The sequence below is a fragment of the Kribbella sp. NPDC000426 genome, from assembly GCF_040300265.1.
In the GTDB taxonomy this organism is placed as follows: domain Bacteria; phylum Actinomycetota; class Actinomycetes; order Propionibacteriales; family Kribbellaceae; genus Kribbella.
Genome location: NZ_JBEPDK010000007.1, coordinates 490624 through 517023, shown reverse-complemented (window position 1 = coordinate 517023; position 26400 = coordinate 490624). Strand labels below are relative to the sequence as shown.

Sequence of the window (26400 nt, the reverse complement as noted above, 5' to 3'; positions counted from 1 at the left end):
CGCGCCTGAATCACATCAGTGGGATTGCGGCGATTTTGGTTCGGGATGGCATCCTTTTCCGGGTGACAGAGTTGATGGAGGTTGCGCGACACCTGCTGGGCATCGCGATGGCCTCGCACTGGCTGCTGCTCATCCTGTTCATCGCTGCGACAGTTGACGCCGTGTTCCCGGTGGTCCCGAGCGAGGGCATGGTCATCACCGCAGGGATGGCCGCGGCCGCCGGCCACCAGAACCTGCTGCTGGTCATCGCGGTCGCAATGGCCGGGTCCGTCATCGGCGAGTCCATCTGCTATCTGCTGGGCCGAGGCTCCGGTCCGGCGCTGCATCGCTGGATGAAGCGCCAGGAGCGCCGCCAGCAGGTCTATGAACGGGTGTCGTCCGCGCTGCACTCCCGCGGCGGGCTGATCCTGATGACGGTCCGCTACATCCCCGGCGCGCGGATGGTCGCCACGCTGACCGCGGGCGCCACGCGGTACTCGTTCAAGAAGTTCATCGTGTTCACGTTCTTCGGCGTGACCATCGCCTACACGTATGTCGCGCTGCTCGGTTACCTCGGCGGCGACGCGTTCGCGCACGACCAGTTGAAGGGGCTCGCGTTCAGCCTCGGCCTGGCTGCGATGATCGGTCTGGTCGTCGAGACGTCCCGCCGGATCGCGGTGAAGCGCCGCGCGGCGAAGATCACGAGCGCCTAACGATCCCCACCCCGGTTTCCGGCCGGGGGCGTGTCCCGGACCAACCTCGGCCGGTTTTCGTGCGTCAGTAGGGGCGTGGTGAGGCCTGGGGTACACCTCGCGGGCGCCGCGCTCGTTGTCGCCGCGGTGCTGGCCGGATGTGCCGACGTACCGCTGGAAGGCGCTCCGTCGGTAGGCACATCACCCAGCGCGTCGACCGGTACGTCGCCGTCGCGCAAGCCGACTCCAGCGCCGACAACCGCCAAACCGACGGCCAGCAGCACGCCGAAGCCTCCGCCGCCGAAGGCGAGCGGCACTCTGCCGGCTGCGGCGCCCGTCCTGCGGTCGTTCCCGGCACGCCTGCCGAACGGCAAGCCGCCACTCTTCGTGGTGGTCTCGTTCGACGGCGCCGGTGATCTGGCCCTCTGGGCCCGTTGGCGCGCCGTCGCGAAGCAGGTCAACGCGCGGATGACGTTCTTCCTGTCCGGCCCGTACCTGTACCCGGGAGATCACCGTACGGACTACAAGCCGCCGTACCACCAGCCCGGCGCCTCCGACATCGGCTGGGGCGACGCCGCCAACGTGCTCGCCCGTACGAAGGTACTGCGGGAGGCGATCGCCGAGGGCCACGAGATCGGCACCCACGCGAACGGGCACTTCTGCGGCAAGAACGGCGTCGGCCGCTGGACCACGGCGCAGTGGACCGCCGAGCTGAGCGCGTTCGACCGGATGGTGCGGACCGGGCCGACGCTGGCTGCCGGCAAGACCGTCATATCGCCGTTCGACCCGTCGACAGTCAAGGGCATGCGGACTCCGTGTCTGGAGGGCAACCGGCCTGCGTACCGGCAGGCGATGGTCCAGCGCGGCATGCTGTACGACGCGTCCGCGCCGGGCTACATCACCTGGCCGAAGAAGCAGAACGGCCTGTGGGACTTCCCGCTCGAGTCAGTGACCCTGGCCGGCACCAGCAAGAAGACGCTGACGATGGACTACAACCTGTGGTTCGCGCAGACCCAGGCGCGGAAGGCTCCGCTCGCCCAGGCGCCCGCGCTGAAGGCACAGGTGCTGGCGACGTACCAGCAGGCGCTGGCGAAGTCCCGGGCGAGCGGCAACCCGCCGCTGTTCCTCGGCAACCACTTCAACCGCTGGAACAACAGCGTGTACTCGGACGCCCTGGCGGACTTCGTCAAGCAGACGTGCAGGCAGCCCGACGTACGCTGCGTGTCCAACATGGAGCTGGCGAGCTGGCTGGCGAAGTACGGCGTACCGACCAACCAGACTCGGCCGTCATAGCTTCAGGTAGCCGTAGGCGCTCTGCCAGGTGCCGCCGTCCTTGATGCGGCCGACCACGAGGCGCTGCAGACGGGTGTCCTGCGGGAGCTCGTCCAAGCGGTCGGTGCCATGGGTGCGGAACGTGAAGAAGATCGCGCTGTCCTGGCTGTCGTTCGGTGTCCCGTACGGCGTGAAGCGGCGGCCGAACTTCACCATGTTCGAGTCCTGCGGCAGGTTGTCAAGCAGGTACGGGTCGATCAGCCAGGACCACAGGTTCGCGGTCTTGACCGGGTACTCCGGGAAGTACCGCGGGAAGAACTCACGCGCCTGCTGGAGGCTGTCGTCGACCAGCTCCGGGGTCAGCGGACCCGTCTCGGGGATGTGTACGCCGATGATCCACTCACCGGTTTCTGTGCCGGGCACGGGGTCCTTCTCCGTGACCTGGAACAGCATGTACTGCAGACGTCCCAGCGTGTAGAGGTTGCCGACCCAGAAGTTCGTCAACCACCAGTGCGTCTCCAGGCTGTACTCGCCGTGGGTACGGCGGCTGACCTTGAGCTGCTGTCCGAGGTCGGCCAGCGAGGCCCAGCTGATGTCGTCCGGGATGCCGCGGCCGGAGTGGTACGCGCGGATGTCCGGCACGGTGTCCAGGTACGCCTGGACCGAGTTCCGCGGGTCCTCCGGCATCCGGAACTCCGGCTCACTTCCGAGCTTCCCGATCGCGGCCCGGATCTGGTCGGCCAGATCCTTCACCACCGCCGCATCCGGCGTGAACGCCTCCGCCGCCTCCCGGTCGGCATCGGCGAAACCCAGCAGGCGGTACTCCTCAGCAGTCGTCACTTCTCAACGGTAACCGATGTAAACGAGCCAGAGACTTACGATTCGCGTCGTGAACAGGGGTAGGACGGTGGGTATGGGCTATGAGCGGTTTCTGCCGGCAGCGCAGTTGCGGGAAGTGATCGACCATGTGTGGTTGGTCGACTCCGCACCGCTGCCCTCGCTGCGGCAGGAGATCCTGATTCCGAACGGCCGGCCGGGGCTTGCGGTTGCACTCGGTGATCCCGGTACGCGACACGATCCGGTGACGCGGGCCGAGTGGCCGAACGCGGCGTCCGTGTTCGGCGTCATGACGCGGCCGCAGGTGATCGGGCAAGCGGGTGTGTCGAGCTACGCGGGCGTGGAGTTCACCCCGTGGGGACTGGCGTCGCTCGGCTTGCCTGCGCTGGTTGACGAGGTGCGGCAATTGGCGGACTGGGTGGGGCCGGCGACGACGGCCGGTCTGGCGGCGGAGTTGCGGTCGGTGCCATTCGGCCAGGCGCGGGCGGACCGGCTACTGGGCTTTCTTGCGGCACGTATGTCGACCACAGCCGCGCCGCCGATCGTCGCCGAGGCGGTACGGGCGATCGACGAGTTACGCGGGCAGGTCGCCGTGGCAGACGTCGTACGCCGGTGCGGCACGTCGTACAGCACCTTGTACCGGGTGTTCCGGAAGTACGTCGGGATCGGGCCGAAGCAGTACGCCGAGATCATCCGCTACTACCACTTCGTCGGCGGGCTGCTGGGCGGTCCCGCCGACGCCGCAGCCACCCTGTCCGCGCTCCACGGGTACTACGACCAGGCGCACGCCGCACGCGACTTCAAGCGCTACACCGGGGTCAGCGCGACCTCGTTCCTCGCTGTACAGAACGGCATCGCGGCCTTGATGCACGGAAGATCCGTCCAAGACGACCGTGGCCGGGATGGGTGACGATACGACGCATGGGACGCATTGTGCATGTCGAAATCGTTGCCGAGGACCACAACCGGGCCGGGGAGTTCTACCGCGAGGTGTTCGGCTGGCAGGTGACACCGGCCCCGGTGCCGGACGGGTACCTGCTCGCGGAGACCGGGCCGGGCGAGGGGATCGACGCCGCGATCATGAGCAGCCGGTACCAGTCACAGCCGGCGATCCCCTGGATCGAGGTCGACAACCTCGAGGCAACCCTGGAAGCCGCCCGCGCCGCAGGCGGCACTCCAGTCGGCACCATCCAGGAACTCGCCGACGTCGGCCGCCTCACCTACCTCCACGACACCGAGGGCGTCCTGATCGGCCTCCGTCAGCGTTCTTCGGCTAGGCCTAGGTAGAGGATTTTGGGGTTGAAGGGGTTGAAGGCCAGGGAGGGGATGCCGTCGTTGTGGTTGTGGTGTTTGGTGAGGGCGCCGGTGGAGGGGCGGAAGCGGTAGAGGTCGGCGCCGAAGTTGGCGAAGGATGTGCCGTAGCTGAAATAGATGACGTCCGGGTCGACCGGGCTGGCCCACATCTTGTTGCCGTTGATCAGGTCGGCGCGGCTCTGGTCCAGGACCTCGCGGAACTTCAGGCCGCCGTCGGTCGACTCCCAGATGAACCGCGTCGCCCGGTCCCGGTCGTACCCCTCCATCCAGACCTTGGACGGATCGGCCGGCGAGATCGTCAGGCTGAACGCGTTCACCCGCTCCACGGGGCGCGAGCGGGTCCAGCTCCGTCCGGCGTCGTAGGTGACATAGACACCGTCGGACATCACGCCGATGACGACGTGGTCCGGGTTCCGCGGGTCCACGACAGCGTCGTACACGAAGAGATCGCGAGCAGGCAGTACGCCGGTACGCCGCCACGTCAGCCCGTCGTCGGACGAGTCGTACAACTGCCCGTCCCCGGCGACGACGCGCAACCGGCCGGACCGCGCGTCCAGTGCCGCCAGCCCGCCGCCGTCGACCGGTCCGGGCACGGTGCTGACCTTCGACCCGTGGACGCGGTGGATCGGCTGGTCGTTGACGCTGTAGATGTACGCCGAATCGCCCGGCCCGGGCTGGACGTCGTACGTGCTGAGGTCGTCGGGCGCCTTGTCGAGCAACTGCCAGCTGCAGCCGGCGTCGCTGGAGCGCTGGATGGACTGCTTGCCGATGGTGATCAGCGTGTTCGGCTCTTCGAGCGCGGCGACCTTCGCGTACGTGACGGCGCGCAGCTTGCCGGTCGTCGGCGCGAGGGTCTCGCCGTCGGACTCGGTGATCGTCACCGAGCCGTCGCCGTACACGGTGTCGCAGTGCGGTGCGTTCCAGAACCAGCCGGGATCAGCTTGGGAGGGGACGAGTGCAAGCAGGACGGTGAGGGCACTACCGAGGGCGGTCATGCCTTAGATTCAAGGCGTTTCCGGGCATGCCGGACCAGCGCTTGCCCTGGCGGACAAGCGTCATGACGGGAACAGGTCAGCCCGCGGCGGTGTCGATGTGCCGGGCCAGCACCAGGTCGTCGTCGGTGATGCCGCCGGCGTCGTGGGTGCTGACCCGGAACGTGATCGTGGTGTAGCGGATGTCGATGTCCGGGTGGTGGTTCATCGACTCGGCCAGCTGTGCGACGGTCGCCACCAGCCGGATCCCGTCCAGGAAGGCCGGCGCCTTGACCTCGCGGACCAGTTCCTTGTCCACGACCTTCCACTGCGGCAGGTGGTCGCGAATCGCGAGATCGATCTGGTCGTCGGTCAGCAGCTCAGCCATACGCTCACTCTAGCCCTGCCCGGCATGCCGTTGCGCATTGCTCAGGGGCGGCGGCACCGTGGTGCAGCCAGGAAGCCGAGCAGTGCCAGTACGCCGCCGGCAGTGACGATCGAGCCGAAGACCCACGGGCGCGGATTGTCCGCGTTGAACGCCAGCAGCGTCCCGCTGATGGCCAGTCCGGTCGCGACGCTCATCGTCGCGGCCATCTGGCCGGCGCTGCTGTTGCGGCCGGAGTTGCTGTGGTCGGAGAGGTCGAGCGTGAGCACGGACAGGCTCGACGAGCTGAGGCCCATACCGATACCCGCGAACCCCCAGCCGACCAGACCGATCCAGGTCGTCCCGTCCGTCCACGCCAGCAACGAGGTGACAAGCAGTCCGACTGTCATGAAGGCCAGCCCGGTCCGCAGTACGGTGACTCGCTCGATCCCGTGCTCGCGACCCTGCAGCCACGAACCGAACGCCCAGCACACTCCGGTGATCGACAACGTCACACCGGCCTTCGACGGGCTGAAGTGGTGCTCCAATGTCAGCAACAGCGGGAGGTACGCACCGGAGACAGCGAACGCAGCGCCTCCCAGCGCGCGTACTGCGACCACGGCCGGGAAACCGCGCTGCGCGACGAACATGCCCGCAGGCATCACCCGTACGGCGGCTCGCGCGAGGACAGCGAGCGCCACGACAACCGCCGTACCGCTGATGATCGGATGCGCCTCGAGGTGGTCACCGGCCAGAGTCATCGAGAAGAGCGCGACCGAGGCGGCAAGCGCCCAGGGGAGTGCGGCTCGCCACGCCTCCAGCTCGGCGACGTCGTCGACGGTCCGTTCGGGTGCCTCTGCGGTTGCCGACTGCCGCATCGCCGGGCCGAGCAGCAGCCAGCTCGGGACCAGCAGGACGATCGCGCCGAGCAAGACCCAGCGCCAGCCGAACTGCTCGGTGACCACGCCGGTCAGCACAGGTCCGAGCACGGACGGCAGGATCCACATCGCGGCGAACAACGAGAACATGCGCGGCCGCAGTACGGCGGGAAGCGCGCGAGCCACAAGCACGACCAGCGAGACGTCGAGCAGTCCCTCGGCCAGGCCGCTGAGCAGGCGGCCGGCGACGACCATCGGCATCGCGGTCGCGGTCCCGACCAGGAGCTGGGCGAGCGCGAACGAGATCGCGCCCGCGCGCAAGGTCGGGATCGGTCCGCGGCGGTCGGACCAGAGACCGGCGATCGCGAGCGAGATCAGGTAGCTCGCGTTCGGCGCCGCGTTCGCGAGACCGAAGCTGCCGAGCGCGTCGAACTCGCGGACCATCGTCGGCAGCGCCGTACCGACCGCGCGGTTCTCGAACGCGCCGAGCGTGACCAGCCCGATCACGCCGAGCACCAAGGGCAGGTGCTGTCCGGTGAACAGCCTGGGGCGGGACTCAGTGGTGGAGGGCATGAAGGATATGGTCGAAGTTCAAGTTCACTTTAAGTCAAGTGCCGTGGCAGGCGGAAGATCAGCACGAGTACGCGGAGCACGAGGACAGCGCAGATCACCAGCAGGTTGTAGCCGATCAGCTGGTACAGCGTCATCGAGGACGTGACCTGCGGCCCGCCCGGCGTACCGAGCAGGAGCACGGCCATCAGACCGGCGGTGGCGCCGAGGATCGCCAGCAGGGCCTGGTGAAGCAGGCCGGTGATGTGCCGGCGGTCGCGGTCGTCGGCGAGCAGCCGGACGTTGACGCCGAGCCGTCCGCTCTCCGCGGCGGCCGCGATCCGGTCGATCCGCCGCGGCAGCCGTCGCAACATCGGCAGCAAGGTCGCCAGCTCCTCGGTCGCCGTACGGCGTAACGCGTCCGGCGCAAGGCGGTCCGTGACCTGGGTCGCGGCGAACTGACGCGACGCGGCAACGAGATCGAACCCAGGGGAGATCCGCGAGATCGTCCCCTCGATCGTCGCCAGTGCGCGGAACACCGCCGCGACCTCGGGCGGTACGCCGAGATCGTGCGAGGTGATGATCTTGAACAGGTCGTTGAACATGGCCGGCCCGAGCGTGACCCCGGCGGCGAGGTGCCGGGTCATGAACTGGCCGACGGCACGCTCGAGAGCCCGCTCGTCGATGACATCGGGGCGGTACACGATCTCCAGCAGGGCGTCGGTCGCGGAGACCGGATCGCCGTGGTCGATCGCCAGCAGGAAGCGCTGCAAGGCATCGCGCGACGCCGGATCGAGGCGGCCGACCGAGCCCAGGTCGAGCATGCCGATCCGGCCGTCCGCGAGCAGCAGGAAGTTGCCGGGATGCGGGTCGGCGTGGAAGACGCCGTCGATCGCCACCTGCCCGAGCAGGCAGTCGAAGAGCGAACGGCCGAGACGGACCGGATCCAGGCCGCGGTCGGCGATCGCCTGCCGGGCGTTGCCGAGGCCGATACCGTCCAGGCGCTCCATCGTGAGGACGCGCCGGGTGGACCGCTCCGGATACAGCTGCGGTACGACGAGGTCGTTGCTGGACGCAACGGAACGGCCGGCCGCGACCGTGGTCATGTTGCCGGCCTCGACGGTGAAGTCCAGCTCCTCGCGCATCGCGTCGGCGAACCCGTCGGCGAGCGCGCGAACGCCCATCGAACGGCCCCAGTCGGTGTTCCGCTCGAGCAGGCGGGCGAGGCGGCGGACGATGTCGAGGTCGCGGTCGACCAGCGCCCCGATCCCGGGCCGCTGCACCTTCACCACCACGGCGGCACCGGCGTCCGGGTCGGCTCCACTCCCGGCGGCGCCGTCGCGGAGGCGCGCTGTGTACACCTGAGCGACCGAGGCGGCGGCCAGGGGCGTGGTGTCGAAGTCGGCGTACAACTGGCGGGGTGGGGCGCCGAGCTCCTCGGTGAGGACCTGCTCGCTCTCCGGCCAGGGAGCAGGGGAGACCTGGTCCTGGAGCCGGCTGAGTTCGGTGGCGACCGCGCTCGGGATGATGTCGCTGCGGGTGGACAGCACCTGGCCGAGCTTCACGAACGTCACACCGGCCTCGTCGAGCGCGAGTCGCAGCGAACGGGCCAGATCGGCCTGGCCGGCGGCGTTCTCCCGGCCGGGTCGCCGGCGGCCGCGCAGGTACGGTCCGAGGCCGTGCTTGATCGCGATCCGGAGGATCTGCAGGTACCGCCGGGTGCGGGCGATCCGGCCGCTCAGGTCCCGGCGCAGATCGCGGGCCCGGGGCAACGACCCGGTCGGCACCAGGGCCTCGGCGAGGACCAGGAACACCAGTCCGGCCAGCATCGAGAACAGCGTCGTCAGCACCAGGAACGCGATCGCCACGCCGTTCGACCCGGTGTACGGCGGTTTGCCGACCAGCGCGTTGGCGATCGGGCTGAACAGGCTCAGCGTGATCGCGGCCGCCAGCACCATCCGCACCACCCCGAACCGCACACCCAGCAACCGCTGCGCGACCGGCACGAAGATCACCAGGAACACACCCAGGCTGAACAACCCCGCAACCACAACATCCATGCCCGGAACGATAGGGGCTGAACCAGGGCGCCCGGTTCCCCCACACGGGTGAAGGATCCCGGACCACCCCCGCCCCCGGTCGCATTTGGTGGGTAGACCCAGCACGTGGTGGGTTCTCCACCCTGACTCAGGGTGGGGAACCCACCAGTTCGCTGGTGGACCAGGCAAATTCGGTGGTGGACCAGGCAAATGGTGAGCCCCTGGCGCCGGGTGGGGCCAGGGGCTCGAGTACTGCGGTCTTGCGGGTAGCGCCTCAGGCCGGGCGGCGGCGGATCTTGTTGCCGAGCCAGACGATCGGGTCGTACTTGCGGTCGGCGACGCGCTCCTTCATCGGGATCAGCGCGTTGTCGGTGATCTTGATGTGCTCGGGGCACACCTCGGTGCAGCACTTGGTGATGTTGCAGAAGCCCAGGCCGTGCTGTTCCTGCGCCGCGTGCTGCCGGTCGGCGGCGTCGAGCGGGTGCATGTCCAGCTCGGCGACGCGCATCAGGAACCGGGGACCGGAGAACGACTCCTTGTTCTCCTCGTGGTCCCGGATCACGTGGCAGGTGTCCTGGCACAGGAAGCACTCGATGCACTTGCGGAACTCCTGCGAGCGCTCCACGTCGACCTGCTGCATCCGGTACTCGCCCGGCTTCAGGTCCGCCGGCGGCTTGAAGGCCGGGACCTCCCGCGCCTTCTGGTAGTTGAACGAGACGTCCGTGACCAGGTCCCGGATCACCGGGAACGTGCGCATCGGCGTGACCGTGACGACCTCGTCCTCTTCGAACGTGTTCATCCGGCACATGCACATCAGCTTCGGCATGCCGTTGATCTCGGCGCTGCAGGAGCCGCACTTACCGGCCTTGCAGTTCCAGCGGACCGCCATGTCCGGCGTCTGGGTGGCCTGCAGCCGGTGGATGACGTCGAGGACGACCTCGCCCTCGTTCACCTCGACCTCGTAGTCCTTGAGCTCGCCGCCCTCGGAGTCCCCGCGCCAGACGCGGAATTTGCCCTTGTAACTCATTTGGCCGGCAGCTCCTCATCCGTCAGGTACTTCTTCAGTTCGTCGACCTCGAACAGCTCCAGCAGGTCCTCGCGCATCGGGATCTGCTGTTCCTCGGTCACGTTCACGTGGCCCTCGGCGTCGAGCTTGCAGACCAGCAGCTTCTTGCGCCACTGCGGCGACATCTCCGGGAAGTCGTCGCGGGTGTGACCGCCACGCGACTCCTGCCGCAGCAGCGCCGCACCGGCCACGCACTCCGACACGGTCAGCATGTTCCGCAGATCGAGCGCCAGGTGCCAGCCCGGGTTGAACTGCCGGTGACCCTCCACCGTCATCTTCGCGATCCGGCCGCGGAACTCGGCCAGCCGGCCGAGCGCACGCTCCATCTCCTCTTCCTTGCGGATGATGCCGACCAGGTCGTTCATCGACTGCTGCAGGTCCTGGTGGATCGAGTACGGGTTCTCGCCGCCCTCGAGCTCGAACGGCGCCAGCGCCTCGGCCGCGGCCGCGTCCACGTCGGCCTCGTCGATCTTCGGCCGCTCCTGCAGACCGTCGACGTACGTCGCGGCGCCCATGCCGGCCCGCCGCCCGAAGACCAGCAGGTCGGACAGCGAGTTGCCGCCGAGCCGGTTCGAGCCGTGCATGCCGCCGGCAACCTCACCGGCCGCGAACAGACCGGGCACCGTCGACGACGCGGTGTCCGGGTCGACCTCGACGCCGCCCATCACATAGTGGCAGGTCGGACCGACCTCCATCGGCTCCTTGGTGATGTCGACGTCGGCCAGCTCCTTGAACTGGTGGTGCATCGACGGCAGCCGCCGGGTGATCTCCTCGGCCGGCAGCCGGGTCGACACGTCCAGGAACACACCGCCGTGCGGCGTACCCCGGCCGGCCTTCACCTCGGAGTTGATCGCGCGCGCGACCTCGTCCCGCGGCAGCAGCTCCGGTGGGCGCCGGTTGTTGTCGGCGTCCTTGTACCAGCGGTCGGCCTCTTCCTCGTTGTCCGCGTACTGCGCCCGGAACACGTCCGGCACGTAGTCGAACATGAACCGCTTGCCCTCGGAGTTCTTCAGTACGCCGCCGTCGCCGCGGACCGACTCGGTGACCAGGATCCCCTTCACCGACGGCGGCCAGACCATGCCGGTCGGGTGGAACTGGATGAACTCCATGTTGATCAGCGTCGCGCCGGCCCGCATCGCCAGCGCGTGCCCGTCACCGGTGTACTCCCAGGAGTTCGAGGTGACCTTGAAGGACTTACCGACACCACCGGTCGCCAGCACGACGGCCGGTGCGTCGAACAGGATGAACCGGCCGGACTCACGCCAGTACCCGAAGGCGCCGGAGATCGCGTCGCCGTCCTTCATCAGCTCGGTGATCGTGCACTCGGCGTACACCTTGAGGTTGGCCTCGTAGTCGCCGGTGGCCTCGAAGTCCTCCTGCTGCAGCGAGACGATCTTCTGCTGCAGGGTACGGATCAGTTCCAGGCCGGTGCGGTCGCCCACGTGCGCGAGCCGCGGGTAGGTGTGGCCGCCGAAGTTGCGCTGGCTGATCCGGCCGTCGGGCGTGCGGTCGAACAGTGCGCCGTACGTCTCCAGCTCCCAGACCCGGTCGGGAGCCTCCTGCGCGTGCAGCTCGGCCATCCGCCAGTTGTTCAGGAACTTCCCGCCGCGCATCGTGTCGCGGTAGTGGACCTGCCAGTTGTCGTTGGAGTTGGCGTTGCCCATCGCGGCCGCGCAACCGCCCTCGGCCATCACCGTGTGCGCCTTGCCGAACAGCGACTTGCAGATGATCGCGGTCTTCTTGCCCTGCTCGCGGGCCTCGATCGCCGCGCGCAGGCCGGCGCCGCCGGCCCCGATCACGACGACGTCGTAGGAGTGTCGTTCCAGCTCAGTCATATCCAGAAATCCCGGTCAGTTGATGATGCGCAGGTCGGAGAACCATCCGGCCGAGAGGGCCATGATGTAGAAGTCGGTCAGGATCACGGTGAACAGCGACGTCATCGCGAAGGTGCCGTGCTTCGGGTTCAGCTTGGACACGAAGGTCCAGTACCGGTAGCGCATCGGGTGCTTGGAGAAGTTCTTCAGCCGGCCGCCGACGATGTGCCGGCAGGCGTGGCAGGACAGCGTGTACAGCCACAGCGCGACGAGGTTGATCCAGATGATCACGGTGCCGAGGCCGATGCCGAAGCCGCCGTCCTTGCCGTGGAAGGCCTGGATGCCGTCGTAGACGTTCAGCAGACCGAAGACCAGCGCACCGTAGAAGAAGTAGCGGTGCAGGTTCAGCGCGACCAGCGGGAACTTCCGCTCACCGGTGTAGGTCTTGTGCGGCTCCGGTACCGCGCACGCGGCCGGCGCGAAGAACAGCGACCGGTAGCCCGCCTTGCGGTAGTAGTAGCAGGTGCCGCGGAAGCCGGCCAGGATCACGAACGTGATCAGGCTGAACGGCAGGAACCGCGGGAAGGCGCCGAACCAGGTGCCGAGGTGGCTGGAGCCTTCGACACAGCTGCTCGTCAGACACGGCGAGTACAGCGGAGTGAGGTAGTGGTACGCGTCGACCCAGTACCACTTGTTCATGAAGATCCGGATCGTCGCGTAGACGATGAAGAACAGCAGGATCACGCCGATCCGCAACGGCGCGAGCCACCATCGATCCGTTCTCGCGGTCTTGAGGCCGACCTGTGCGCGGCCCGGGCTGTCTACTCCGGTGGCCGCCATCAGGGAGCGTGCCTGTCAGGCGCGCCGAAGCCTTCATGCTCCGCGTCTGTCCACATGGACGCGTCATACTCCACGTCGGGAATCTCCTCGAGTTCCTCCGGAACGGGTCCGGGCCTGTGCCTGGGGTCGGGCGGGCCGAGCTCTGCGAGATCGTCGCTCAGCCGGGCCACGTCGGACACCAGGCGGCGAATGCCGAGGGTGTCACCGTACTCCTGGCTGAGTTTGCCGACGGCACCGTGTAGCACTTCGAGCGCGCGGGCCACCGCGGCAACGCTGTTGTTGCCCTCACTCATGCCGACTCCAGTGATGGTTATGTAGCTGTCAGTATGGGCACACTTTGCCCCCGCGGAGCGCCCAACGGAAGACCCGTCGGTACGGCGTGTTTCCGGTTAGGGTTACCTCAGTTGCGACCGTGCCGACGGGTGGAGTAATGGAGCGAATCCGGCCTGCAGCACAAGCAGATTCGCCGGTGGGGTGAGCGTCTCGACCTGCACCAGCCCGGCTGGTCGGCGCGGCTCGTCGTACCCCTCCCAGGACCACGGCAGCACCTGCTGCCCGAGCACCAGGGCCGGCCGTCCGTCGAACCGCACCATCGCACCGTCCGGCAGCCCGGCCAGGTCCTGGATGGTGGTTCGTTGCCGTCGGCTCCGCGCTTCGACCCGCTCGTGATGCAGTACGGCGTCCATGGCGGCGGCCCGGGGACGCTCGTACAGCCCGGTCGCGGTGGCCCAGGCCCCGGCGTACAGCAGGAAATCCCTGCGTCGGCAGTAATGACACGGGCGGTGCCCGGCGGCGAGCGCGACGGCCTCGTCGAAGAAGAACAGCGCCGTCCAGCGGCCGGGCGGCATGGGATCGCGCCGGATCCCCTTCCAGTCAAGGACGCAGCAGATCCACGCCTTCGAGCGCCACCGGGTCGTGCCCAGGCGGCGGTCGGGCGAGTGCAGGCTGCCGCGGTTGCCCATCAGCAGACCGCGGCCCGGGTCGGCCACGATCTCCTGGGTGGGCAGAACCCTGTTCTGCAACGGCATACGGGCATCATGGCGGACTCGGCGGACAGTTTCTGGCAGAGTCGCGACAATGCAGACAGTTGTGGGAGTCGCCGTCGTCCGCGACGGTCTGGTGCTGGCGGCCTACCGGGTGGGCGGCGGCTGGGAGTTCCCGGGCGGGAAGGTCGAGCCGGGGGAGACCGACGAACAGGCCGCGGTGCGGGAGATCCGCGAGGAGCTCGACCTGGAGATCAAGGTCGGCGACTCGCTCGGCCCGGGCGTGGACATCTCGGCGGACTACCGGCTGCAGGTCTATCTGGCCACCGCCGTCGCCGGAGATCCGGTACTGCGGGAGCACGCGGAGCTGCGCTGGTTCGCGCCGGCCGAGCTGGACGAGGAGGACTGGCTGGAGCCGGATCGCCCGTTCGTGAAGGCCCTCCGCGATCGACTGTGATTTGTATCTGAGTGGTAGAAGTCACACCGCAGTACGCCACCGGAACCTCACCCAGCGAAACTGTATGGGTCGTTTGTATGGGTTGTACCTGGTGAGTGGTCTGATCCGCCGACGAGAATCCTCCCCTGAGGACTTCTGGGGAGGAGTACGTATGTCGGTGTATCCGGCAGTTCCGGTGGTGCGAAGGGAAGACTTCGCGCCCGAGATCGTCTGCGAGGTGTACGAGCTCGGGTCGCACCGGCGGACCCCCGCGGCGGTCAGGGAGCTGACCAGCCGGCAGGTCACGATCGGCCGGATGATGTCGACCGGCGCGAAGGACGCGGCGATCGCCCGCGAGCTGGGCCTGTCGCTGCGGACGGTGCGCGCCGAGATCAGCGCACTGATCGCCGGGCTCGGTGCGAAGTCCCGTTTCCAGGCGGGTTGCCTGCTCGTCCGCCGCTTCGGCTGACAGAACCGGCGGAACTGTCCGAGGGCCGACGTAGGCTTTCGGCATGGTTGAGCTTGCTGAGCGCCGGCTGATGCTGGTGCACGCCCACCCGGACGACGAAACCATCAACAACGGTGCCACGATGGCGCGCTACGTGGCCGAAGGCGCCCACGTCACGCTGATCACCTGCACCCTCGGTGAGGAGGGTGAGGTCCTCGTCCCCGAGCTCGCCCACCTGGCCTCCGACCAGGACGACGCCCTCGGCGAGCACCGGATCGGTGAGCTCGCCAACGCGATGGCCGAGCTCGGAGTCACCGACCACCGCTTCCTCGGCGGTGCGGGCAAATATCGCGACACCGGCATGATCTACAACGACGAGGGCAACGCCGACGTCCCGCACGAGACCCGCAAGGACAGCTTCTGGCAGGCCGATCTGGTCACCGCGGCGAACGATCTGGTCCCGCTGATCCGTGAGCTGCGGCCGCAGGTCCTTGTGACCTACGACCAGTGGGGCAACTACGGCCACCCCGACCACATCAAGGCGCACCGCGTCGCGACGTACGCCGCCGACCTCGCCGCCGCGCGGTCGTACCGCGAGGACCTCGGTCCGGCCTGGGACATCCCGAAGATCTACTGGACTGCGATGGCCGAGTCCCGGATGCGCTCGCAGCTGCGGATGCTCCGCGACGCCGGCGACACCACGACGTTCGAGGGCCTGGACCCCGACGGCCCGATGCCGCCGATGATCACCCCCGACCGGCTGATCGACTGCATCATCGACGGCGAGCAGTTCGTCGACCGGAAGATGAACGCGATGAAGGCGCACGCCACCCAGATCACCGTCGACGGCCCGTTCTTCGCCCTGTCGAACAACCTCGGCAACCAGATCTGGGGCTCCGAGCCGTACCGCCTGGTCAAGGGAATCGCGGCGCCGGACGCCGACGGCCTGGAGCACGACCTGTTCGCCGGCCTCTAGACGATCTGGGTGGGTGACCTGTGAGGTGACCGTTCCCACACGCTCGGTTGAGGCATCAACCTTCGAGCAGGCATAACCTGCAGTGGTGTCCTCATCCGAGCGCAGTGGGAGCGTCCCGCCTGCGGAGTTCCGTACGGCGCTCGGGCGGTTCGCGTCGGGGATCACGATCATGAGCACGCTGCAGGACGGCGTGGCGCACGCCATGACCGCGAACGCGTTCACCTCGGTGTCGCTCGACCCGCCGCTGGTGCTCGTCTGCGTGGACAAGGGCGTGCGCATGCATGCCGCCGTACTCGACTGCGGGTACTGGGCGGTGTCGGTGCTGTCCGGTGCGCAGCGGGAGATCGCGGAGCGGTTCGCCCGGTCCGGGCGGGACCTGTACAGCCAGTTCGACGGTATTGGTACGACGGCCGGCCCGAAGACCGGCTGCCCGGTGGTCGACGACTCGCTGTCCTGGCTCGAGTGCCGCACCTGGGCGACGTACGACGGCGGCGACCACACAATCGTGGTGGGTGAGGTGCTGAGCCTCGGCACCGGCGAGCCGGCCGACCCGAGCGCGCTGATCTACCACTCCAGTCACTACCGGAATCTCCCGGGAAACTGAGCGTTACCGCGGGGCAACCAGGGGCTGCCCCGGCGGTCGGAGGACCCTTCCGCGTCCCGTAAGATGTCCGCTTGTGCCTTGACCACGGCTCGAGCAGGAGGACTCTGTCCGGTGGGGAGAAAGCAGCTCGCGGGGATCATCGCCGCCGCGGGGCTCGGCGTGCTGGTCGTGGGGTACGGAGCGGCGTTCGCCTTCGCCGGCGACAAGATTCCCGGTGACACGACCGTGCTCGGGATCCCGATCGGCGGTCTCTCGAAGGGCGATGCGAAGGCCAAGCTGGACGCCGGTCTCAAGGACCGGATCGCGGCCCCGATCGCGCTGAAGGCGGGCGAGTCGAAGTTCACCGTGGCACCGGCCGACGCCGGGCTGACGGTCGACGTGGATGCCACCGTCGACGCCGCGGGAGCCGGACGCAGCCTGTCCCCGGCCCGGATCTGGCACGCGCTCACCGGTGGGGACGCGGTCCAGCCCGTCGTCGAGAAGGACGACGCGCGGCTCAAGGCCGCCATCGACAAGCTGTCCGCCCAGGTGAACCGGCCGGCCACCGAGGGCACGATCACGTTCAAGGGCACCACTCCGGTCACTCACCAGCCGGCTCCCGGGCTGCAACTGGACGCCGCGAAGGCGCCTGCCGCCGTAGTCGCGGCGTACCCCTCGGACGGGAACCCGAAGGATCTTCCGGTCGGCGTGACCCAGCCGAAGGCCGGCAACGACGCGATCAAGAAGGCGCTCACGGACTTCGCCGAGCCGGCCATGTCCGGCCCGGTCCGGCTGACCGTCGGCGCCAAGTCGGTCGAGCTCGAGCCGGCCGAGATCGCGCCGGCGCTCACGCTCACCGCGCAGGACGGCCAGGTCATCCCGGCCCTGCGGACGAAGCTGCTGGAGCCGTTGTTCCAGCAGCGGTTCAAGGCCCTCGAGACGCTGCCCAAGGACGCGACGGTGCAGATCGTCGGCGCCGGGCCGAAGGTGGTCCCGGCCGTCGACGGCATGGTCGTCGACCGGGCCAAGGTCGGGGCGGCGATCCTGGCGATCCTGCCGAAGCCGACCGGTGAGCGGCGGGCCGCCGTACCGCTGACGCCGACCAAGGCGGCGTTCACGACCGAGCAGGCGACGGCGCTCGGGATCACCCAGAAGATGGGCGAGTTCCAGACCCAGTTCCCGCACGCGCCGTACCGCAACACCAACATCGGCACGGCCGCGCGCAAGATCAACGGGACGCTGCTGAAGCCGAACGAGACGTTCAGCCTGAACAAGATCGTCGGCGAGCGGACCAAGGAGAACGGGTTCACCGAGGGCTACATCATCAGCGGCGGGAAGTTCGAGAAGGACCTTGGCGGCGGGGTGTCGCAGTCCGCGACGACCACGTTCAATGCGGCCTTCTTCGCCGGCCTGAAGGTCCTCGAGCACAAGGCGCACAGCGTCTACATCTCCCGCTACCCGGTCGGCCGCGAGGCGACCGTCGCCTGGCCGAACGTCGATCTGAAGTTCCTCAACGACTCCGGCCACGGAGTCCTGGTGCAGACGATCTTCAAGCCGTCCACCCCGGGGAGGTCGGGCAGCATCCGGGTGATCATCTGGGGCACCAAGGTCTGGGACATCACCGCCGGGCAGTCGGAGAAGTCGAACTTCAAGCAGCCGGTCGTCCAATACAACCCGGACCCGAAGTGCGAGGCCCAGGCGCCGACCCCCGGCTTCGACATCACCATCTACCGGTACTTCGCGAAGAACGGCGCCCGGGTGAAGACCGAGCAGTTCACCACGAAGTACAACGCCGCCAACGACATCCGTTGCGGCCCGAAGCCCGGCACCACCACGACACCTCCGCCGGGCGGTACGACGACGCCGCCTGGCCGGGTCAAGCCGCCGACACGTCCGGCCAGCTGACGCCGGTCGTCAGCTGCGGTGGAGCGTGTGGAGCTCAGCGGCGACCTGGTTGAACAGCTGCTCGTCGATGACCGCGCCTTCACGGCGTACCTGCTGCGGGTCGATGCGTAGCACCCGATCGAGCCGTACTTCGCTGGGCCGGTGTTCCTTGTCCCAGGAGCCGCTGCCGATGTCCAGCCAGACCCGGCCCCAGCGCGCCTCGTCGGCGGCGTCGCGGTCGTGGTCCTTGCTGGTCAGGATCAGCGCCAGCAGGTAGGCGTCGTCGGAGCCGACCACCAGCACCGGCCGGTCCTTGCCCCGGTGGTGGTCCTCCTCGAACGGCACCCACGTCCAGACGATCTCGCCCGGGTCGGCTACTCCGTCGTCCGGGTGTGGCTTGTACTCGACGTGCACGGTCCCCTCGAAGTCCCCGGGGTACTCCGGACGCTCCACCACGTGATCCGCCATAGGACGGGAGCCTAACGCCCCTCACATCACAGCGGCCTCACACCGTTCCACTGACGTGCACATCACTCAGACGCGTAATCGGGGCGCGATCCTCGCCGTCCTGCTCACCGGCCAGTTCATGGCCAACATCGACACCGCGGTCGCGAACGTCGCCGGACCGTCGATCGGCGCCGATCTGCGTGCCTCCGAAGGCGCGGTCGGCCTGGTCGTCTCCGGGTACGTCGTCGCGTTCGCCGTACTGCTGATCACCGGTGCGCGTCTGGGCTCGTCGCTCGGCTACCGGCGGACGTTCCTGCTCGGCCTGACCGTCTTCACCGCGGCATCCGCTCTGTGCGGCCTCGCTCCGGGCATCGCCACGCTGGTGGTTGCTCGCTTCGTCCAGGGCGCCGGTGCGGCGCTGATGGTGCCGCAGGTGCTGAGCGGCATCCAGTTGCACTTCCAGGGCCGCGATCGGCTCAAGGCGCTTGGCTACTTCTCGATCGCCCTGTCCGGCGGCGCCGTGGCCGGTCAGCTGCTCGGCGGTGTGCTGATCGCCGCCGACATCTTCGGCGCCAGTTGGCGGCCGATCTTCCTGGTCAATGTGCCCATCGGCATCGCTCTGGCCGTGGCAGGCCGTCGCTTGCTGCCTGCCGATTCTGTTGCGCGTCGCGACCGCCTGGACCTGGCCGGCGTACTCGCCTTGTCCACAACGGTTCTGCTCGTCATCGTGCCGCTCCTGCTCGGCTCCGAACGCGGCTGGCCCACCTGGTCCTGGCTCTGCCTCCTGCTCAGCCTGCCCGCTCTGGCCCTCTTCGAGTACGGCGAACGTCGTACGGCTGCACGTGGTGGACGGCCGCTCGTAGCACGGCAGGTACTCGCCGACCGCTCGGTCCGCGCCGGTCTGCTCGCCCACGGGTGCACGAGTGGCACGTACTTCGCTCTGCTCTTCGTGCTGGCCCTCTACCTCCAGGGCGGTCTGCACAAGGGTCCGGCGTACTCCGGCTTCGCCATGGTTGTCTGGGTGGCTGCGTTCGGTCTGGCGGGACCTGTCCTGCCGAGGCTGCGCAGGGGAGTGCGGTGGATGCCTGTGATCGGCTGTCTGGTTCTGGCACTCGGCTATGTGTCCGTGCTGGCCTACCTGTTCCTTGGCGGACACGCTGGTCCGCTGCTGTTCGCTCTGCTGGGCATTGGCGGGCTGGGGCTTGGTATCAGCGCCAACACCCTCATCGGCGCGGTCACGTCGCGCATGTCCTCGGAGTACGCCGCTGACCTGTCCGGAGTGGTTGCGACGAACGCACAGCTGTCTGGAGCGCTAGGTGTCGCGCTCGCCGGCTCGACCTACGCCGCGCTGGCTGGGGACCCCAGTCGGGCGCTGGAGGTCGTGGTAGCGGGCTTCGTCGTACTGACGCTGATCGGGGCCGGTGCGGCTCACCGATTGGTCAGATAGCGGTACCTGTACGCCTCGCGGTAGCCGAGGCGGGTGTACGTCGTCACGGCGGCGGCGTTCTCGAGCAGCACCTCGAGGTACGTACGCCGCCCGTCCTGGGTGCCGGCCCAGCGCGCGAGCCCTTGGACGATCGCAGTGCCGAGTCCGCGGCGCCTGTACGCCGCGCAGACCCGGATTGCGTCCACGCCGAGCCAGTGACCCGTCATAGAGCCCCGCCCGACCGCCACAACCTGCCCGTCGAGCGTCACCGAGGCAAACACAGCCTTCGCGGCTCCCTCCAGCACCTTGGGGGCCACATCCGGCACCGGGCCCTCGAAGGCGCCTGCGTACCACTGGGCGTTCGGCCGCTCAGCCAGTTGTACGTCGTACCCGGGCTCGGCGTTCACGTGGTCGAGCGTGGTGTGCATGACCAGTACGTCGGACTGCTCCGGCCGCGCGTCGACCCACCCGCAGGCGCGGATCTCTTCCTCCTGCGGGCTGCCGAGCCGGACCTGGGCCTGTGGGGGAAGGCCTCGCTCGGTGTAGAAGTCCTCCGCTTGTCTGAGGACATCGGGGACGGGCATCCCGGGGCTGCCCGTCGGGAGGAGCGAGTTGCCCCGGCCGGTCCAGCCCGACGATGCCCGGAGCAACCAGTGGCCGATGTACGCCCGCTCGACCGCCGGGCGGCCCAGCGCCGTGGTCAGGAACAGCTGGTCGACGTCCACCGGCCGCAGCGGCATCTCGGGGATGGTCTTGGCCGCCGTCACGTCAGCGGCCGGGATCTCGTGCACGGTGCTGTCCGCGTGGCGGACAGCCAGGCTCTGGGGGTCCCAGGACTGGAGAACCCCGATAACGTCGGTCAGACCACCCGGGATCCGGTGCCGGACGACGACACGGTGGCCGATATCACGGGCACCGAGGCCTGACACGATCCGGACTCCTGGCAAAGTGGGCGAAGTACTACCGTGATACTAGAGACACGAGCATCACCGCATCGCAGCACCCCGAATCCGACGCTGCGCTTGCCTGCCATAGGAGGAGTAGCAGTGACCTACGTCATCGCGCAGCCGTGTGTTGACCTGAAGGACCTCGCCTGTGTCGAGGAGTGCCCCGTCGACTGCATCTACGAGGGCAACCGGATGCTGTACATCCACCCCGACGAGTGCGTCGACTGCGGAGCGTGCGAGCCGGTCTGCCCGGTAGAGGCGATCTACTACGAGGACGACACCCCGGAGCAGTGGAAGGACTACTACACCGCGAACGTCGACTTCTTCAACGACCTCGGCTCGCCCGGCGGTGCGTCCAAGCTCGGCAAGATCGACAAGGACCACCCGTTCATCGCCGCCCTGCCCCCGCAGGAGCACGACGAGTAAGAAAAAGAAGAAAAGAAGAAAAGAAGAAGTGAGGGTGGTCGCTGCCCTGCCCCCGCAGGAACACGACGAGTAAGCACCCGGTCACAGAAATGGGACGCCCGGTTGGGCGTCCCATTTCTATTGGTCCAGTACGTCTACATGGACGTGGTCGAGGTGGCGGAGGATCTTCGGGTCGCCCGTGCGCTCCGGCGGCGTGTAGTCCCGCCAGCCGATGTCCGAGCGGCCGCCGGCGGTCCAGATCTTGTCGCTGAAGATGACCGTCTTGATCTTCAGCAGGTCGGCCCGCGCGACCAGGTACTGCGCGATCGCCCAGCCCTTCGTGGTGTGCGCCGCCGAGATCGGCCGGACGAACACGTCCACGGCCCGTCCGTCGTAGTGCGCCGACCCTTCCATGTGCCCGGTCGAGACCCCGCCCGCGGCGTACCCGCCGGTCGACAGCTTCCCGAACGTCCGGATCAGATCCTTCCGGACCGCGTCCGCGCGCGGCGTCAGCCCGTTGGGCCCGATCTTCTCGGTCGGCGCCGAGTCGCTGTTCATGGTGCAGCTGAAGACGCTCTTCGACTGCCCGGTCAGCGCGGACGCGAGGACCCGGGCGTCCGCCTCGTGATCGGCGTACGCCGTCGGGAACGCGCTGCGCTGCACCTTGTCCGCGGCGACCGTGATCGCGAGCGTCTGGTAGTTCTTGATCTTCACCAGCGCGTCGTAGAACTTCCCGGTCGCGTAATACGGGTCCCGGACCTGAGTCGCCGTACCCCAGCCCTGTGACGGCCGTTGCTGGAACAGGCCGAGCGAGTCGCGGTCGCCGTGCGCCAGGTTGCGCAGGTCGGACTCCTGGTACGCCGTGGCGAGCGCGATCGTCGCCGCTCGGGCCGGCAGACCGCGCCGTACGGCGGTGCCCGCGATGATCGCCGCCGACTCGGCCTGCTCGAAGTCGAGCACGACCATCTGGCCGTTCACCGTGGCCGTGCACTGCTCACGCGGCGGCAGAAGATTGCCGACCTGCTTACCGCCGAGCCAGGCAATGCCGACGCCGACGGCAAGACTGAGCACGCCAATGGCACCCACGGCCACGAGGGCACCACGCTTCACCGGCATGGCCCGCTCCACAAAAGTTGTCGGTGCCAGCTGATTGGGTACGTGCCATGTCCCGGTTCCGCCTGTACCCGACGCCGACGCAAGAGGCTGCGTTGCTGCGTCAATGCGGGCAAGCCCGCTTTGTGTGGAACCTGGCACTTGAACAGTGGGCGATGTGGACCCGCGACCGACGTCGCCCGCCCGGGTACATCGAACAATCCCGCCAGTTGACCGAGGCTCGCTCCGCCTTTGCGTGGCTGCGGGCCGGGTCGCAGATGGTGCAGCAGCAGGCGTTGCGAGATTTCGACCAAGCTGTCAGGCACTTCTACGCCGGCAGTCACGGACGCCCGACCTGGCGTAAAGCCGGATTGTGCGAAGGGCTCCGCGTTGTCGGTCCGAAGGCGTCGAGAGTCGTGAAGTTCAGCCGGCGATGGGCGGCGGCCGATGTGCCCAAGGTCGGCTGGGTGCGGTTCCGGTTGTCGCGTGCCATACCTGACGCCAAGTCGTATCGGATCACGCGCGACCGTGCGGGTCGCTGGCACCTGGCATTCGCCGTCGTACCGGAGCCTATTCCTGCACCTGGCACGGGCGAAGCGGTCGGCGTTGACCGCGGTGTGGCCGTATCCGCCGCCCTGTCCACCGGTGAGCTCCTGATCTGCCCTGGCCTGTCGGCGACTGAGCGGGCGCGCCTCAAACACTTGCAGCGTCGTCTGGAACGGTGCCGACCTGGGTCGGCTCGACGGAGCCGGATGAAGGTCGCGATCGCGAAGCTGCACGCTCGGGCGGGCGACCGGCGCAGGAACTGGGTTGAGCAAACCAGTACCAACCTGGCACGGCGATTCGATGTCCTCTGTTTGGAGAACCTTCGCACCGCCCAGATGACCAGGCGGCCCAAACCCAGACCTGATCCTGAGCAACCTAGCAAGTACCTGCTCAACGGTCGCCACGCCAAGGCCGCCGTCAATCGCGGCATCCTGGCCAGCGGCTGGGGAGCCTTGGTGACCCGTCTGACTCAGAAGGCGCCAGGACGAGTCGAGCTGGTTAATCCCGCCTACACCTCGCAAACCTGTAGCGTGTGCGGGCATTGCGCCTCGGAGAACCGCCAGAGCCAAGCGGTGTTCCGATGCGTTGCCTGCGGACGCCGGGCGCACGCGGACGTGAACGCGGCAGTCAATATCGCGGCCGGACGGGCCGTCAGCGCACGCCGAGAGACGCTCGAACCGGTCTCGTCGAAGCGTGAACCCCAACTCGCTACCTCCGCGTAGTCGTTGAAATCCCCGCCGGACGAGTGGGGAGGACGTCAAACCGCTCCCAACGTCGTCGGTAACCCCGAGAGGGACAGGCACGTCAATCACACAGTAATTGACGTGCCCAAGCTGCCGGTGGTTGGCAAAGTCATACTTTCGTACAGGTCAGGCGTTGGCGTGCAGCGCCTCGTTGAGGGTGATGCCTTCGCCCTTGCGCGGGCGGGCCTCGACCGCGCCGGTGACCGAGTTGCGGATGAACAGCAGGCCCGGCTGGCCGGACAGCTCACGGGCCTTGACCGTGCTGCCGTCCGGGAGCGTGATCTTGGTGCCTGCCGTCACGTACAGGCCGGCCTCGACCACGCAGTCGTCGCCGAGCGAGATGCCGGTCCCGCCGTTCGCGCCGAGCAGGCAGCGCTTGCCGATCGAGATGACCTGCTTGCCGCCGCCGGACAGGGTGCCCATGATCGAGGCGCCCGCGCCGATGTCGCTGCCGTCGTCGACCACAACCCCCGCCACGATCCGGCCCTCGACCATCGACGTACCGAGGGTGCCGGCGTTGAAGTTCACGAAGCCCTCGTGCATGACCGTGGTGCCCTCGGCCAGGTGCGCACCCAGCCGGACGCGGTCCGCGTCGCCGATCCGGACCCCGGACGGTACGACGTAGTCCGTCATCCGCGGGAACTTGTCCACGCTGGTCACGCCGAGGTGCTGACCCGCGGCGCGCGCCCGCAGCCGGACGTTCTCGATCTCGTCGACCGGGACCGGGCCGAGGGAGGTCCAGGCGTTGTTCGGGAGGGCGGCGAAGATTCCGTCGAGGTTGACGCCGTGCGGGCGGACCAAACGGTGGCTGAGCAGGTGCAGCCGGAGGTACGCATCCGCAGTACCGGCCGGGGCCTCGTCCAGCACGATCTGGGTCGTCACCACCTCACGCCGTACCTGCCGGAGGTCGTCGTGGCCTTCGGCGGCGATCATCGCGGCCGGCGCCTTGGTGTCCTCGGGCCGCGCTCCGAGCGCGGGCGCCGGGTACCAGACGTCGAGGACGTCTCCGGCGGTCGTCACGGTCGCAAGGCCGAAGCCCCAGGCATGCACGGCATTCTCGGTCATGGCTACACCCTAATTCGGCGGCGATCCGGCGCGAGGCGTGGTCTACTCTTCGGATGCTTCCCGCCTGGCTTGAGGTCGTGTCCGATCCGGTTCTCGAGGCTACGAAGGCGCCTGCGGTCGGGGCGTTGAGTGGGGAGCTGTTGCGGCAGTGGGGATCGTCCGAGGTGTGGCGGTTGTCGTACGGACTGCGCAGTGTGATCGTGAAGCGGGGGACCGACGGGCAGGCCGACGAGGCCGCGTCGTACGAGCGCTTCGTCGTACCGCTGGAGCTGCCGGCGCCCGCGCTGCTGCACCGGTATCGCTCGGCGGAAGCGGGTGTGCTGGTGCTGGCGGACGTCGGGCGGGTGACGCTGGAGCAGGAGCCGAGCGCGGAGGGCTTTCTCGTAGCCGCCGAGTTGGCGGCGACGATCCGGTCGCGGGAGGTGCCGCAGCGCAGTGAGTTCCCGCCGGAGCGGGTGAAGGAGATGGCAGACCGGATCGGGCGGATCGACTTCGATCTCAGCCCGCTGACCGAGGCGCTGGCCGCGCTGCATCTTCAGGCTCCCGTCGCGGTCGTGCATGGTGACTTCGTGCCAAAGAACCTGGTCACCGACGGCACGCGCTGGACCGCGATCGACTGGCCCGGCACCTATCTCGCACCGCACCTCAGCGACCTCTACACCCTGCTTCGCGACGCCGAGTCCCTCGGGCACGACCGCGCTCCGATCGTTGCCCACTACATCGATGCCGCAGGCGCCAATCCTGCCCTGGTCGAGCGGCAGCTCCTGGTCGGCGGCGGTTGTTTCTACCTGGTCGCGTTGAAGTTCATCGTCGAGGAAGGCCTGCGGACGATCCCGGATTCGGTTAACTGGATCGACGGGCTGCTGACCGAACTCGCGGATGTGGTGGGAGCGCTGGCGTGAAGCTCCTGGTGCTGGGCGGTACGAAGAACCTCGGCCGCCACGTCGTCGAGGCAGCCCTTGCCTCCGGCCACGATGTCACGCTCTTCAACCGCGGTCAGACGAACCCATCACTCTTCCCATCTGTACGCCGCCTCGTCGGCGAACGCGCCGCGCCTGACGTGCTGGCGACGGGCGAGTGGGACGGTGTGATCGACATGTCCGGCTTCCTCGTCCGCGACGTCTCGTTGAGCGCCTCGGTACTGCGGGACCGCTGCGGTTTCTACACGTTCATGTCGTCGATCGCGGTCTACGCCAGCAAGATCACGCCCGGGATGGCGGAGTACGCCGACCTGCTGCCGTGGCCGGACGGTGCACCCGAGGACCACTTCACGATGGACCTCTACGGCCCGTCGAAGGTCCGCTGTGAGTCGCTGTTGACGGAGATCTTCGCCGACCGTACCGCCGCCGTACGCTCCGGCTTCGTCGTCGGCCCCTACAACCCCGACTTCGGCAACTGGGGCTGGGCCCTCGCCCACGGCCTCCCGATGGAATGCGCCGCCCGCCCCGACCAGCCCATCCAGTACATCGACGCCCGCGACCTGGCCGCCTTCCTCCTCCACCTCACCGTCTCCCGCTCGAGCGGCCCGTACAACGCGGTCGGCCCCACCCACACCATGACGGCCCTGGCCGACGCCTGGCGCTCCGTCGTACCCAACCCTCCACCCATGGACTGGCACCCCACCGAAGACCGCTTCCACCTCCCCCACGACGGCACCAACGACGGCACCTTCCAACTCTTGAACGACCGAGCCCTGGCCACCGGCCTCCACCTCCGCCCACCCGAACAATCAGCCCGCGACTACATCACCTGGGTCAGCAGCGGAAACGTTCCTCCCGAGCCGCCGCATTGATGTAGGGCATCC

The 26400-nt window shown here is 68.2% G+C and carries 28 protein-coding genes; 14 read left to right on the top strand and 14 right to left on the bottom strand.

Annotation, left to right across the window (positions count from 1 at the left end; genetic code table 11):
- Positions 1 to 62 precede the first annotated feature (62 nt).
- Together ABT313_RS34070 and ABT313_RS34065 are read left to right on the top strand one after the other, a co-directional pair.
- Positions 63 to 692: a DedA family protein gene (locus ABT313_RS34070; protein ID WP_350862279.1), complete on the top strand. Its 630-nt coding sequence runs from the start codon at positions 63 to 65 to the stop codon at positions 690 to 692.
- A gap of 75 nt (positions 693 to 767) precedes the next feature.
- Positions 768 to 1964 (top strand): polysaccharide deacetylase family protein, encoded by a 1197-nt coding sequence (locus ABT313_RS34065; protein ID WP_350862277.1) that lies wholly within the window; start codon positions 768 to 770, stop codon positions 1962 to 1964.
- Here ABT313_RS34065 and ABT313_RS34060 read toward each other — a convergent pair.
- Entirely contained in the window at positions 1959 to 2783 is an 825-nt protein-coding gene (locus tag ABT313_RS34060) for an acyltransferase domain-containing protein (protein ID WP_350862275.1), read from the bottom strand. The two genes, ABT313_RS34065 and ABT313_RS34060, sit on opposite strands and share 6 nt — an antisense overlap.
- A 49-nt stretch (positions 2784 to 2832) precedes the next feature.
- On the opposite strand from ABT313_RS34060, the gene ABT313_RS34055 reads away from it, so the two are divergent.
- Together ABT313_RS34055 and ABT313_RS34050 are read left to right on the top strand one after the other, a co-directional pair.
- A complete protein-coding gene (locus ABT313_RS34055) occupies positions 2833 to 3690 on the top strand; it encodes an AraC family transcriptional regulator (protein ID WP_350862273.1) in 858 nt (285 codons plus the stop codon).
- 11 nt (positions 3691 to 3701) lie between these two features.
- On the top strand, positions 3702 to 4067 hold the full coding sequence (locus ABT313_RS34050; protein WP_350862271.1) for a VOC family protein: 366 nt from the start codon (positions 3702 to 3704) through the stop codon (positions 4065 to 4067).
- Here the strand turns inward: ABT313_RS34050 and ABT313_RS34045 are convergent.
- From ABT313_RS34045 to ABT313_RS34005, 9 genes are all read right to left on the bottom strand, one after another.
- Positions 4040 to 5089: a WD40/YVTN/BNR-like repeat-containing protein gene (locus ABT313_RS34045; RefSeq protein ID WP_350862269.1), complete on the bottom strand. Its 1050-nt coding sequence runs from the start codon at positions 5087 to 5089 to the stop codon at positions 4040 to 4042. The two genes, ABT313_RS34050 and ABT313_RS34045, sit on opposite strands and share 28 nt — an antisense overlap.
- A 76-nt stretch (positions 5090 to 5165) precedes the next feature.
- Positions 5166 to 5453, bottom strand: a complete 288-nt coding sequence (locus ABT313_RS34040) for a 4a-hydroxytetrahydrobiopterin dehydratase (RefSeq protein WP_350862267.1) — start codon at positions 5451 to 5453, stop codon at positions 5166 to 5168.
- Positions 5454 to 5494: 41 nt separating this feature from the next.
- On the bottom strand, positions 5495 to 6880 hold the full coding sequence (locus ABT313_RS34035; protein WP_350862265.1) for an MFS transporter: 1386 nt from the start codon (positions 6878 to 6880) through the stop codon (positions 5495 to 5497).
- A 29-nt stretch (positions 6881 to 6909) separates the two neighbouring features.
- The gene (locus ABT313_RS34030) at positions 6910 to 8916 is read right to left on the bottom strand and encodes an ABC1 kinase family protein (protein WP_350862263.1); all 2007 of its coding nucleotides are present in this window, start codon (positions 8914 to 8916) and stop codon (positions 6910 to 6912) included.
- A gap of 253 nt (positions 8917 to 9169) precedes the next feature.
- On the bottom strand, positions 9170 to 9922 hold the full coding sequence (locus ABT313_RS34025; RefSeq protein WP_350862261.1) for a succinate dehydrogenase/fumarate reductase iron-sulfur subunit: 753 nt from the start codon (positions 9920 to 9922) through the stop codon (positions 9170 to 9172).
- Positions 9919 to 11796, bottom strand: a complete 1878-nt coding sequence (locus tag ABT313_RS34020; protein ID WP_350862259.1) for a fumarate reductase/succinate dehydrogenase flavoprotein subunit — start codon at positions 11794 to 11796, stop codon at positions 9919 to 9921. Before ABT313_RS34020 ends, ABT313_RS34025 begins: the two co-directional genes overlap by 4 nt.
- 15 nt (positions 11797 to 11811) lie before the next feature.
- Positions 11812 to 12615, bottom strand: coding sequence for a succinate dehydrogenase subunit SdhC (gene sdhC / locus ABT313_RS34015; protein ID WP_350862257.1), 804 nt, complete (start codon positions 12613 to 12615; stop codon positions 11812 to 11814).
- Positions 12615 to 12908, bottom strand: coding sequence for an Rv0250c family protein (locus tag ABT313_RS34010; protein ID WP_350862255.1), 294 nt, complete (start codon positions 12906 to 12908; stop codon positions 12615 to 12617). Before ABT313_RS34010 ends, sdhC begins: the two co-directional genes overlap by 1 nt.
- Before the next feature lie 102 nt (positions 12909 to 13010).
- Positions 13011 to 13643, bottom strand: coding sequence for a hypothetical protein (locus ABT313_RS34005; RefSeq protein ID WP_350862253.1), 633 nt, complete (start codon positions 13641 to 13643; stop codon positions 13011 to 13013).
- Positions 13644 to 13692: 49 nt separating this feature from the next.
- Here ABT313_RS34005 and ABT313_RS34000 point away from each other — a divergent pair, with 49 nt between their 5' ends.
- The 5 genes from ABT313_RS34000 to ABT313_RS33980 all read left to right on the top strand — a co-directional run bounded on the left by ABT313_RS34000 (position 13693) and on the right by ABT313_RS33980 (position 17946).
- Positions 13693 to 14055, top strand: coding sequence for a (deoxy)nucleoside triphosphate pyrophosphohydrolase (locus ABT313_RS34000; RefSeq protein ID WP_350862251.1), 363 nt, complete (start codon positions 13693 to 13695; stop codon positions 14053 to 14055).
- 151 nt (positions 14056 to 14206) lie between these two features.
- A complete protein-coding gene (locus tag ABT313_RS33995; RefSeq protein WP_350862249.1) occupies positions 14207 to 14503 on the top strand; it encodes a response regulator transcription factor in 297 nt (98 codons plus the stop codon).
- A 43-nt stretch (positions 14504 to 14546) separates the two neighbouring features.
- Complete coding sequence (gene mshB, locus ABT313_RS33990) at positions 14547 to 15458, top strand: N-acetyl-1-D-myo-inositol-2-amino-2-deoxy-alpha-D-glucopyranoside deacetylase (protein ID WP_350862248.1); 912 nt, start codon at positions 14547 to 14549, stop codon at positions 15456 to 15458.
- 85 nt (positions 15459 to 15543) lie between these two features.
- Positions 15544 to 16062 carry a flavin reductase family protein gene (locus ABT313_RS33985; protein WP_350862246.1) on the top strand — a complete coding sequence of 173 codons (519 nt, stop codon included), beginning with the start codon at positions 15544 to 15546 and terminating at the stop codon, positions 16060 to 16062.
- A gap of 111 nt (positions 16063 to 16173) precedes the next feature.
- A complete protein-coding gene (locus ABT313_RS33980; protein WP_350862244.1) occupies positions 16174 to 17946 on the top strand; it encodes a VanW family protein in 1773 nt (590 codons plus the stop codon).
- A 9-nt stretch (positions 17947 to 17955) separates the two neighbouring features.
- Here the strand turns inward: ABT313_RS33980 and ABT313_RS33975 are convergent, their stop codons facing one another.
- Positions 17956 to 18393: a type II toxin-antitoxin system PemK/MazF family toxin gene (locus ABT313_RS33975; RefSeq protein WP_350862242.1), complete on the bottom strand. Its 438-nt coding sequence runs from the start codon at positions 18391 to 18393 to the stop codon at positions 17956 to 17958.
- A gap of 55 nt (positions 18394 to 18448) precedes the next feature.
- Between ABT313_RS33975 and ABT313_RS33970 the strand changes: the two genes are divergently transcribed.
- Positions 18449 to 19819 carry an MFS transporter gene (locus tag ABT313_RS33970; RefSeq protein WP_350862240.1) on the top strand — a complete coding sequence of 457 codons (1371 nt, stop codon included), beginning with the start codon at positions 18449 to 18451 and terminating at the stop codon, positions 19817 to 19819.
- Here the strand turns inward: ABT313_RS33970 and ABT313_RS33965 are convergent.
- On the bottom strand, positions 19801 to 20727 hold the full coding sequence (locus ABT313_RS33965) for a GNAT family N-acetyltransferase (protein WP_350862238.1): 927 nt from the start codon (positions 20725 to 20727) through the stop codon (positions 19801 to 19803). The two genes, ABT313_RS33970 and ABT313_RS33965, sit on opposite strands and share 19 nt — an antisense overlap.
- A 117-nt stretch (positions 20728 to 20844) precedes the next feature.
- Between ABT313_RS33965 and fdxA the strand changes: the two genes are divergently transcribed.
- Positions 20845 to 21171: a ferredoxin gene (gene fdxA, locus ABT313_RS33960; protein ID WP_012923087.1), complete on the top strand. Its 327-nt coding sequence runs from the start codon at positions 20845 to 20847 to the stop codon at positions 21169 to 21171.
- Between the two features lie 117 nt (positions 21172 to 21288).
- Here fdxA and ABT313_RS33955 read toward each other — a convergent pair whose 3' ends face one another.
- Positions 21289 to 22266 (bottom strand): VldE C-terminal domain-containing protein, encoded by a 978-nt coding sequence (locus tag ABT313_RS33955; protein ID WP_350862236.1) that lies wholly within the window; start codon positions 22264 to 22266, stop codon positions 21289 to 21291.
- 47 nt (positions 22267 to 22313) lie between these two features.
- On the opposite strand from ABT313_RS33955, the gene ABT313_RS33950 reads away from it, so the two are divergent.
- Positions 22314 to 23510 carry an RNA-guided endonuclease InsQ/TnpB family protein gene (locus tag ABT313_RS33950; protein ID WP_350862234.1) on the top strand — a complete coding sequence of 399 codons (1197 nt, stop codon included), beginning with the start codon at positions 22314 to 22316 and terminating at the stop codon, positions 23508 to 23510.
- A 147-nt stretch (positions 23511 to 23657) separates the two neighbouring features.
- Here ABT313_RS33950 and dapD read toward each other — a convergent pair whose 3' ends face one another.
- Positions 23658 to 24596, bottom strand: coding sequence for a 2,3,4,5-tetrahydropyridine-2,6-dicarboxylate N-succinyltransferase (dapD, locus tag ABT313_RS33945; RefSeq protein WP_350862232.1), 939 nt, complete (start codon positions 24594 to 24596; stop codon positions 23658 to 23660).
- A 77-nt stretch (positions 24597 to 24673) separates the two neighbouring features.
- Between dapD and ABT313_RS33940 the strand changes: the two genes are divergently transcribed.
- The gene (locus ABT313_RS33940) at positions 24674 to 25498 is read left to right on the top strand and encodes a phosphotransferase (RefSeq protein ID WP_350862230.1); all 825 of its coding nucleotides are present in this window, start codon (positions 24674 to 24676) and stop codon (positions 25496 to 25498) included.
- Positions 25495 to 26388 (top strand): Rossmann-fold NAD(P)-binding domain-containing protein, encoded by an 894-nt coding sequence (locus tag ABT313_RS33935; protein WP_350862228.1) that lies wholly within the window; start codon positions 25495 to 25497, stop codon positions 26386 to 26388. The genes ABT313_RS33940 and ABT313_RS33935 overlap by 4 nt, the downstream gene beginning before the upstream one ends.
- Positions 26389 to 26400: the final 12 nt, after the last annotated feature.

Bases quoted from the DNA above. Each gene is read 5' to 3' on its own strand.
- ABT313_RS34050 (WP_350862271.1), top strand. From the start codon at position 3,702: ATGGGACGCATTGTGCATGTCGAAATCGTTGCCGAGGACCACAACCGG.
- ABT313_RS34045 (WP_350862269.1), bottom strand. From the start codon at position 5,089: ATGACCGCCCTCGGTAGTGCCCTCACCGTCCTGCTTGCACTCGTCCCC.
- ABT313_RS34040 (WP_350862267.1), bottom strand. From the start codon at position 5,453: ATGGCTGAGCTGCTGACCGACGACCAGATCGATCTCGCGATTCGCGAC.
- ABT313_RS34035 (WP_350862265.1), bottom strand. From the start codon at position 6,880: ATGCCCTCCACCACTGAGTCCCGCCCCAGGCTGTTCACCGGACAGCAC.
- ABT313_RS34030 (WP_350862263.1), bottom strand. From the start codon at position 8,916: ATGGATGTTGTGGTTGCGGGGTTGTTCAGCCTGGGTGTGTTCCTGGTG.
- ABT313_RS34025 (WP_350862261.1), bottom strand. From the start codon at position 9,922: ATGAGTTACAAGGGCAAATTCCGCGTCTGGCGCGGGGACTCCGAGGGC.
- ABT313_RS34020 (WP_350862259.1), bottom strand. From the start codon at position 11,796: ATGACTGAGCTGGAACGACACTCCTACGACGTCGTCGTGATCGGGGCC.
- sdhC (WP_350862257.1), bottom strand. From the start codon at position 12,615: ATGGCGGCCACCGGAGTAGACAGCCCGGGCCGCGCACAGGTCGGCCTC.
- ABT313_RS34010 (WP_350862255.1), bottom strand. From the start codon at position 12,908: ATGAGTGAGGGCAACAACAGCGTTGCCGCGGTGGCCCGCGCGCTCGAA.
- ABT313_RS34005 (WP_350862253.1), bottom strand. From the start codon at position 13,643: ATGCCGTTGCAGAACAGGGTTCTGCCCACCCAGGAGATCGTGGCCGAC.
- ABT313_RS34000 (WP_350862251.1), top strand. From the start codon at position 13,693: ATGCAGACAGTTGTGGGAGTCGCCGTCGTCCGCGACGGTCTGGTGCTG.
- ABT313_RS33995 (WP_350862249.1), top strand. From the start codon at position 14,207: ATGTCGGTGTATCCGGCAGTTCCGGTGGTGCGAAGGGAAGACTTCGCG.
- mshB (WP_350862248.1), top strand. From the start codon at position 14,547: ATGGTTGAGCTTGCTGAGCGCCGGCTGATGCTGGTGCACGCCCACCCG.
- ABT313_RS33975 (WP_350862242.1), bottom strand. From the start codon at position 18,393: ATGGCGGATCACGTGGTGGAGCGTCCGGAGTACCCCGGGGACTTCGAG.
- ABT313_RS33955 (WP_350862236.1), bottom strand. From the start codon at position 22,266: ATGCCGGTGAAGCGTGGTGCCCTCGTGGCCGTGGGTGCCATTGGCGTG.
- ABT313_RS33950 (WP_350862234.1), top strand. From the start codon at position 22,314: ATGTCCCGGTTCCGCCTGTACCCGACGCCGACGCAAGAGGCTGCGTTG.
- dapD (WP_350862232.1), bottom strand. From the start codon at position 24,596: ATGACCGAGAATGCCGTGCATGCCTGGGGCTTCGGCCTTGCGACCGTG.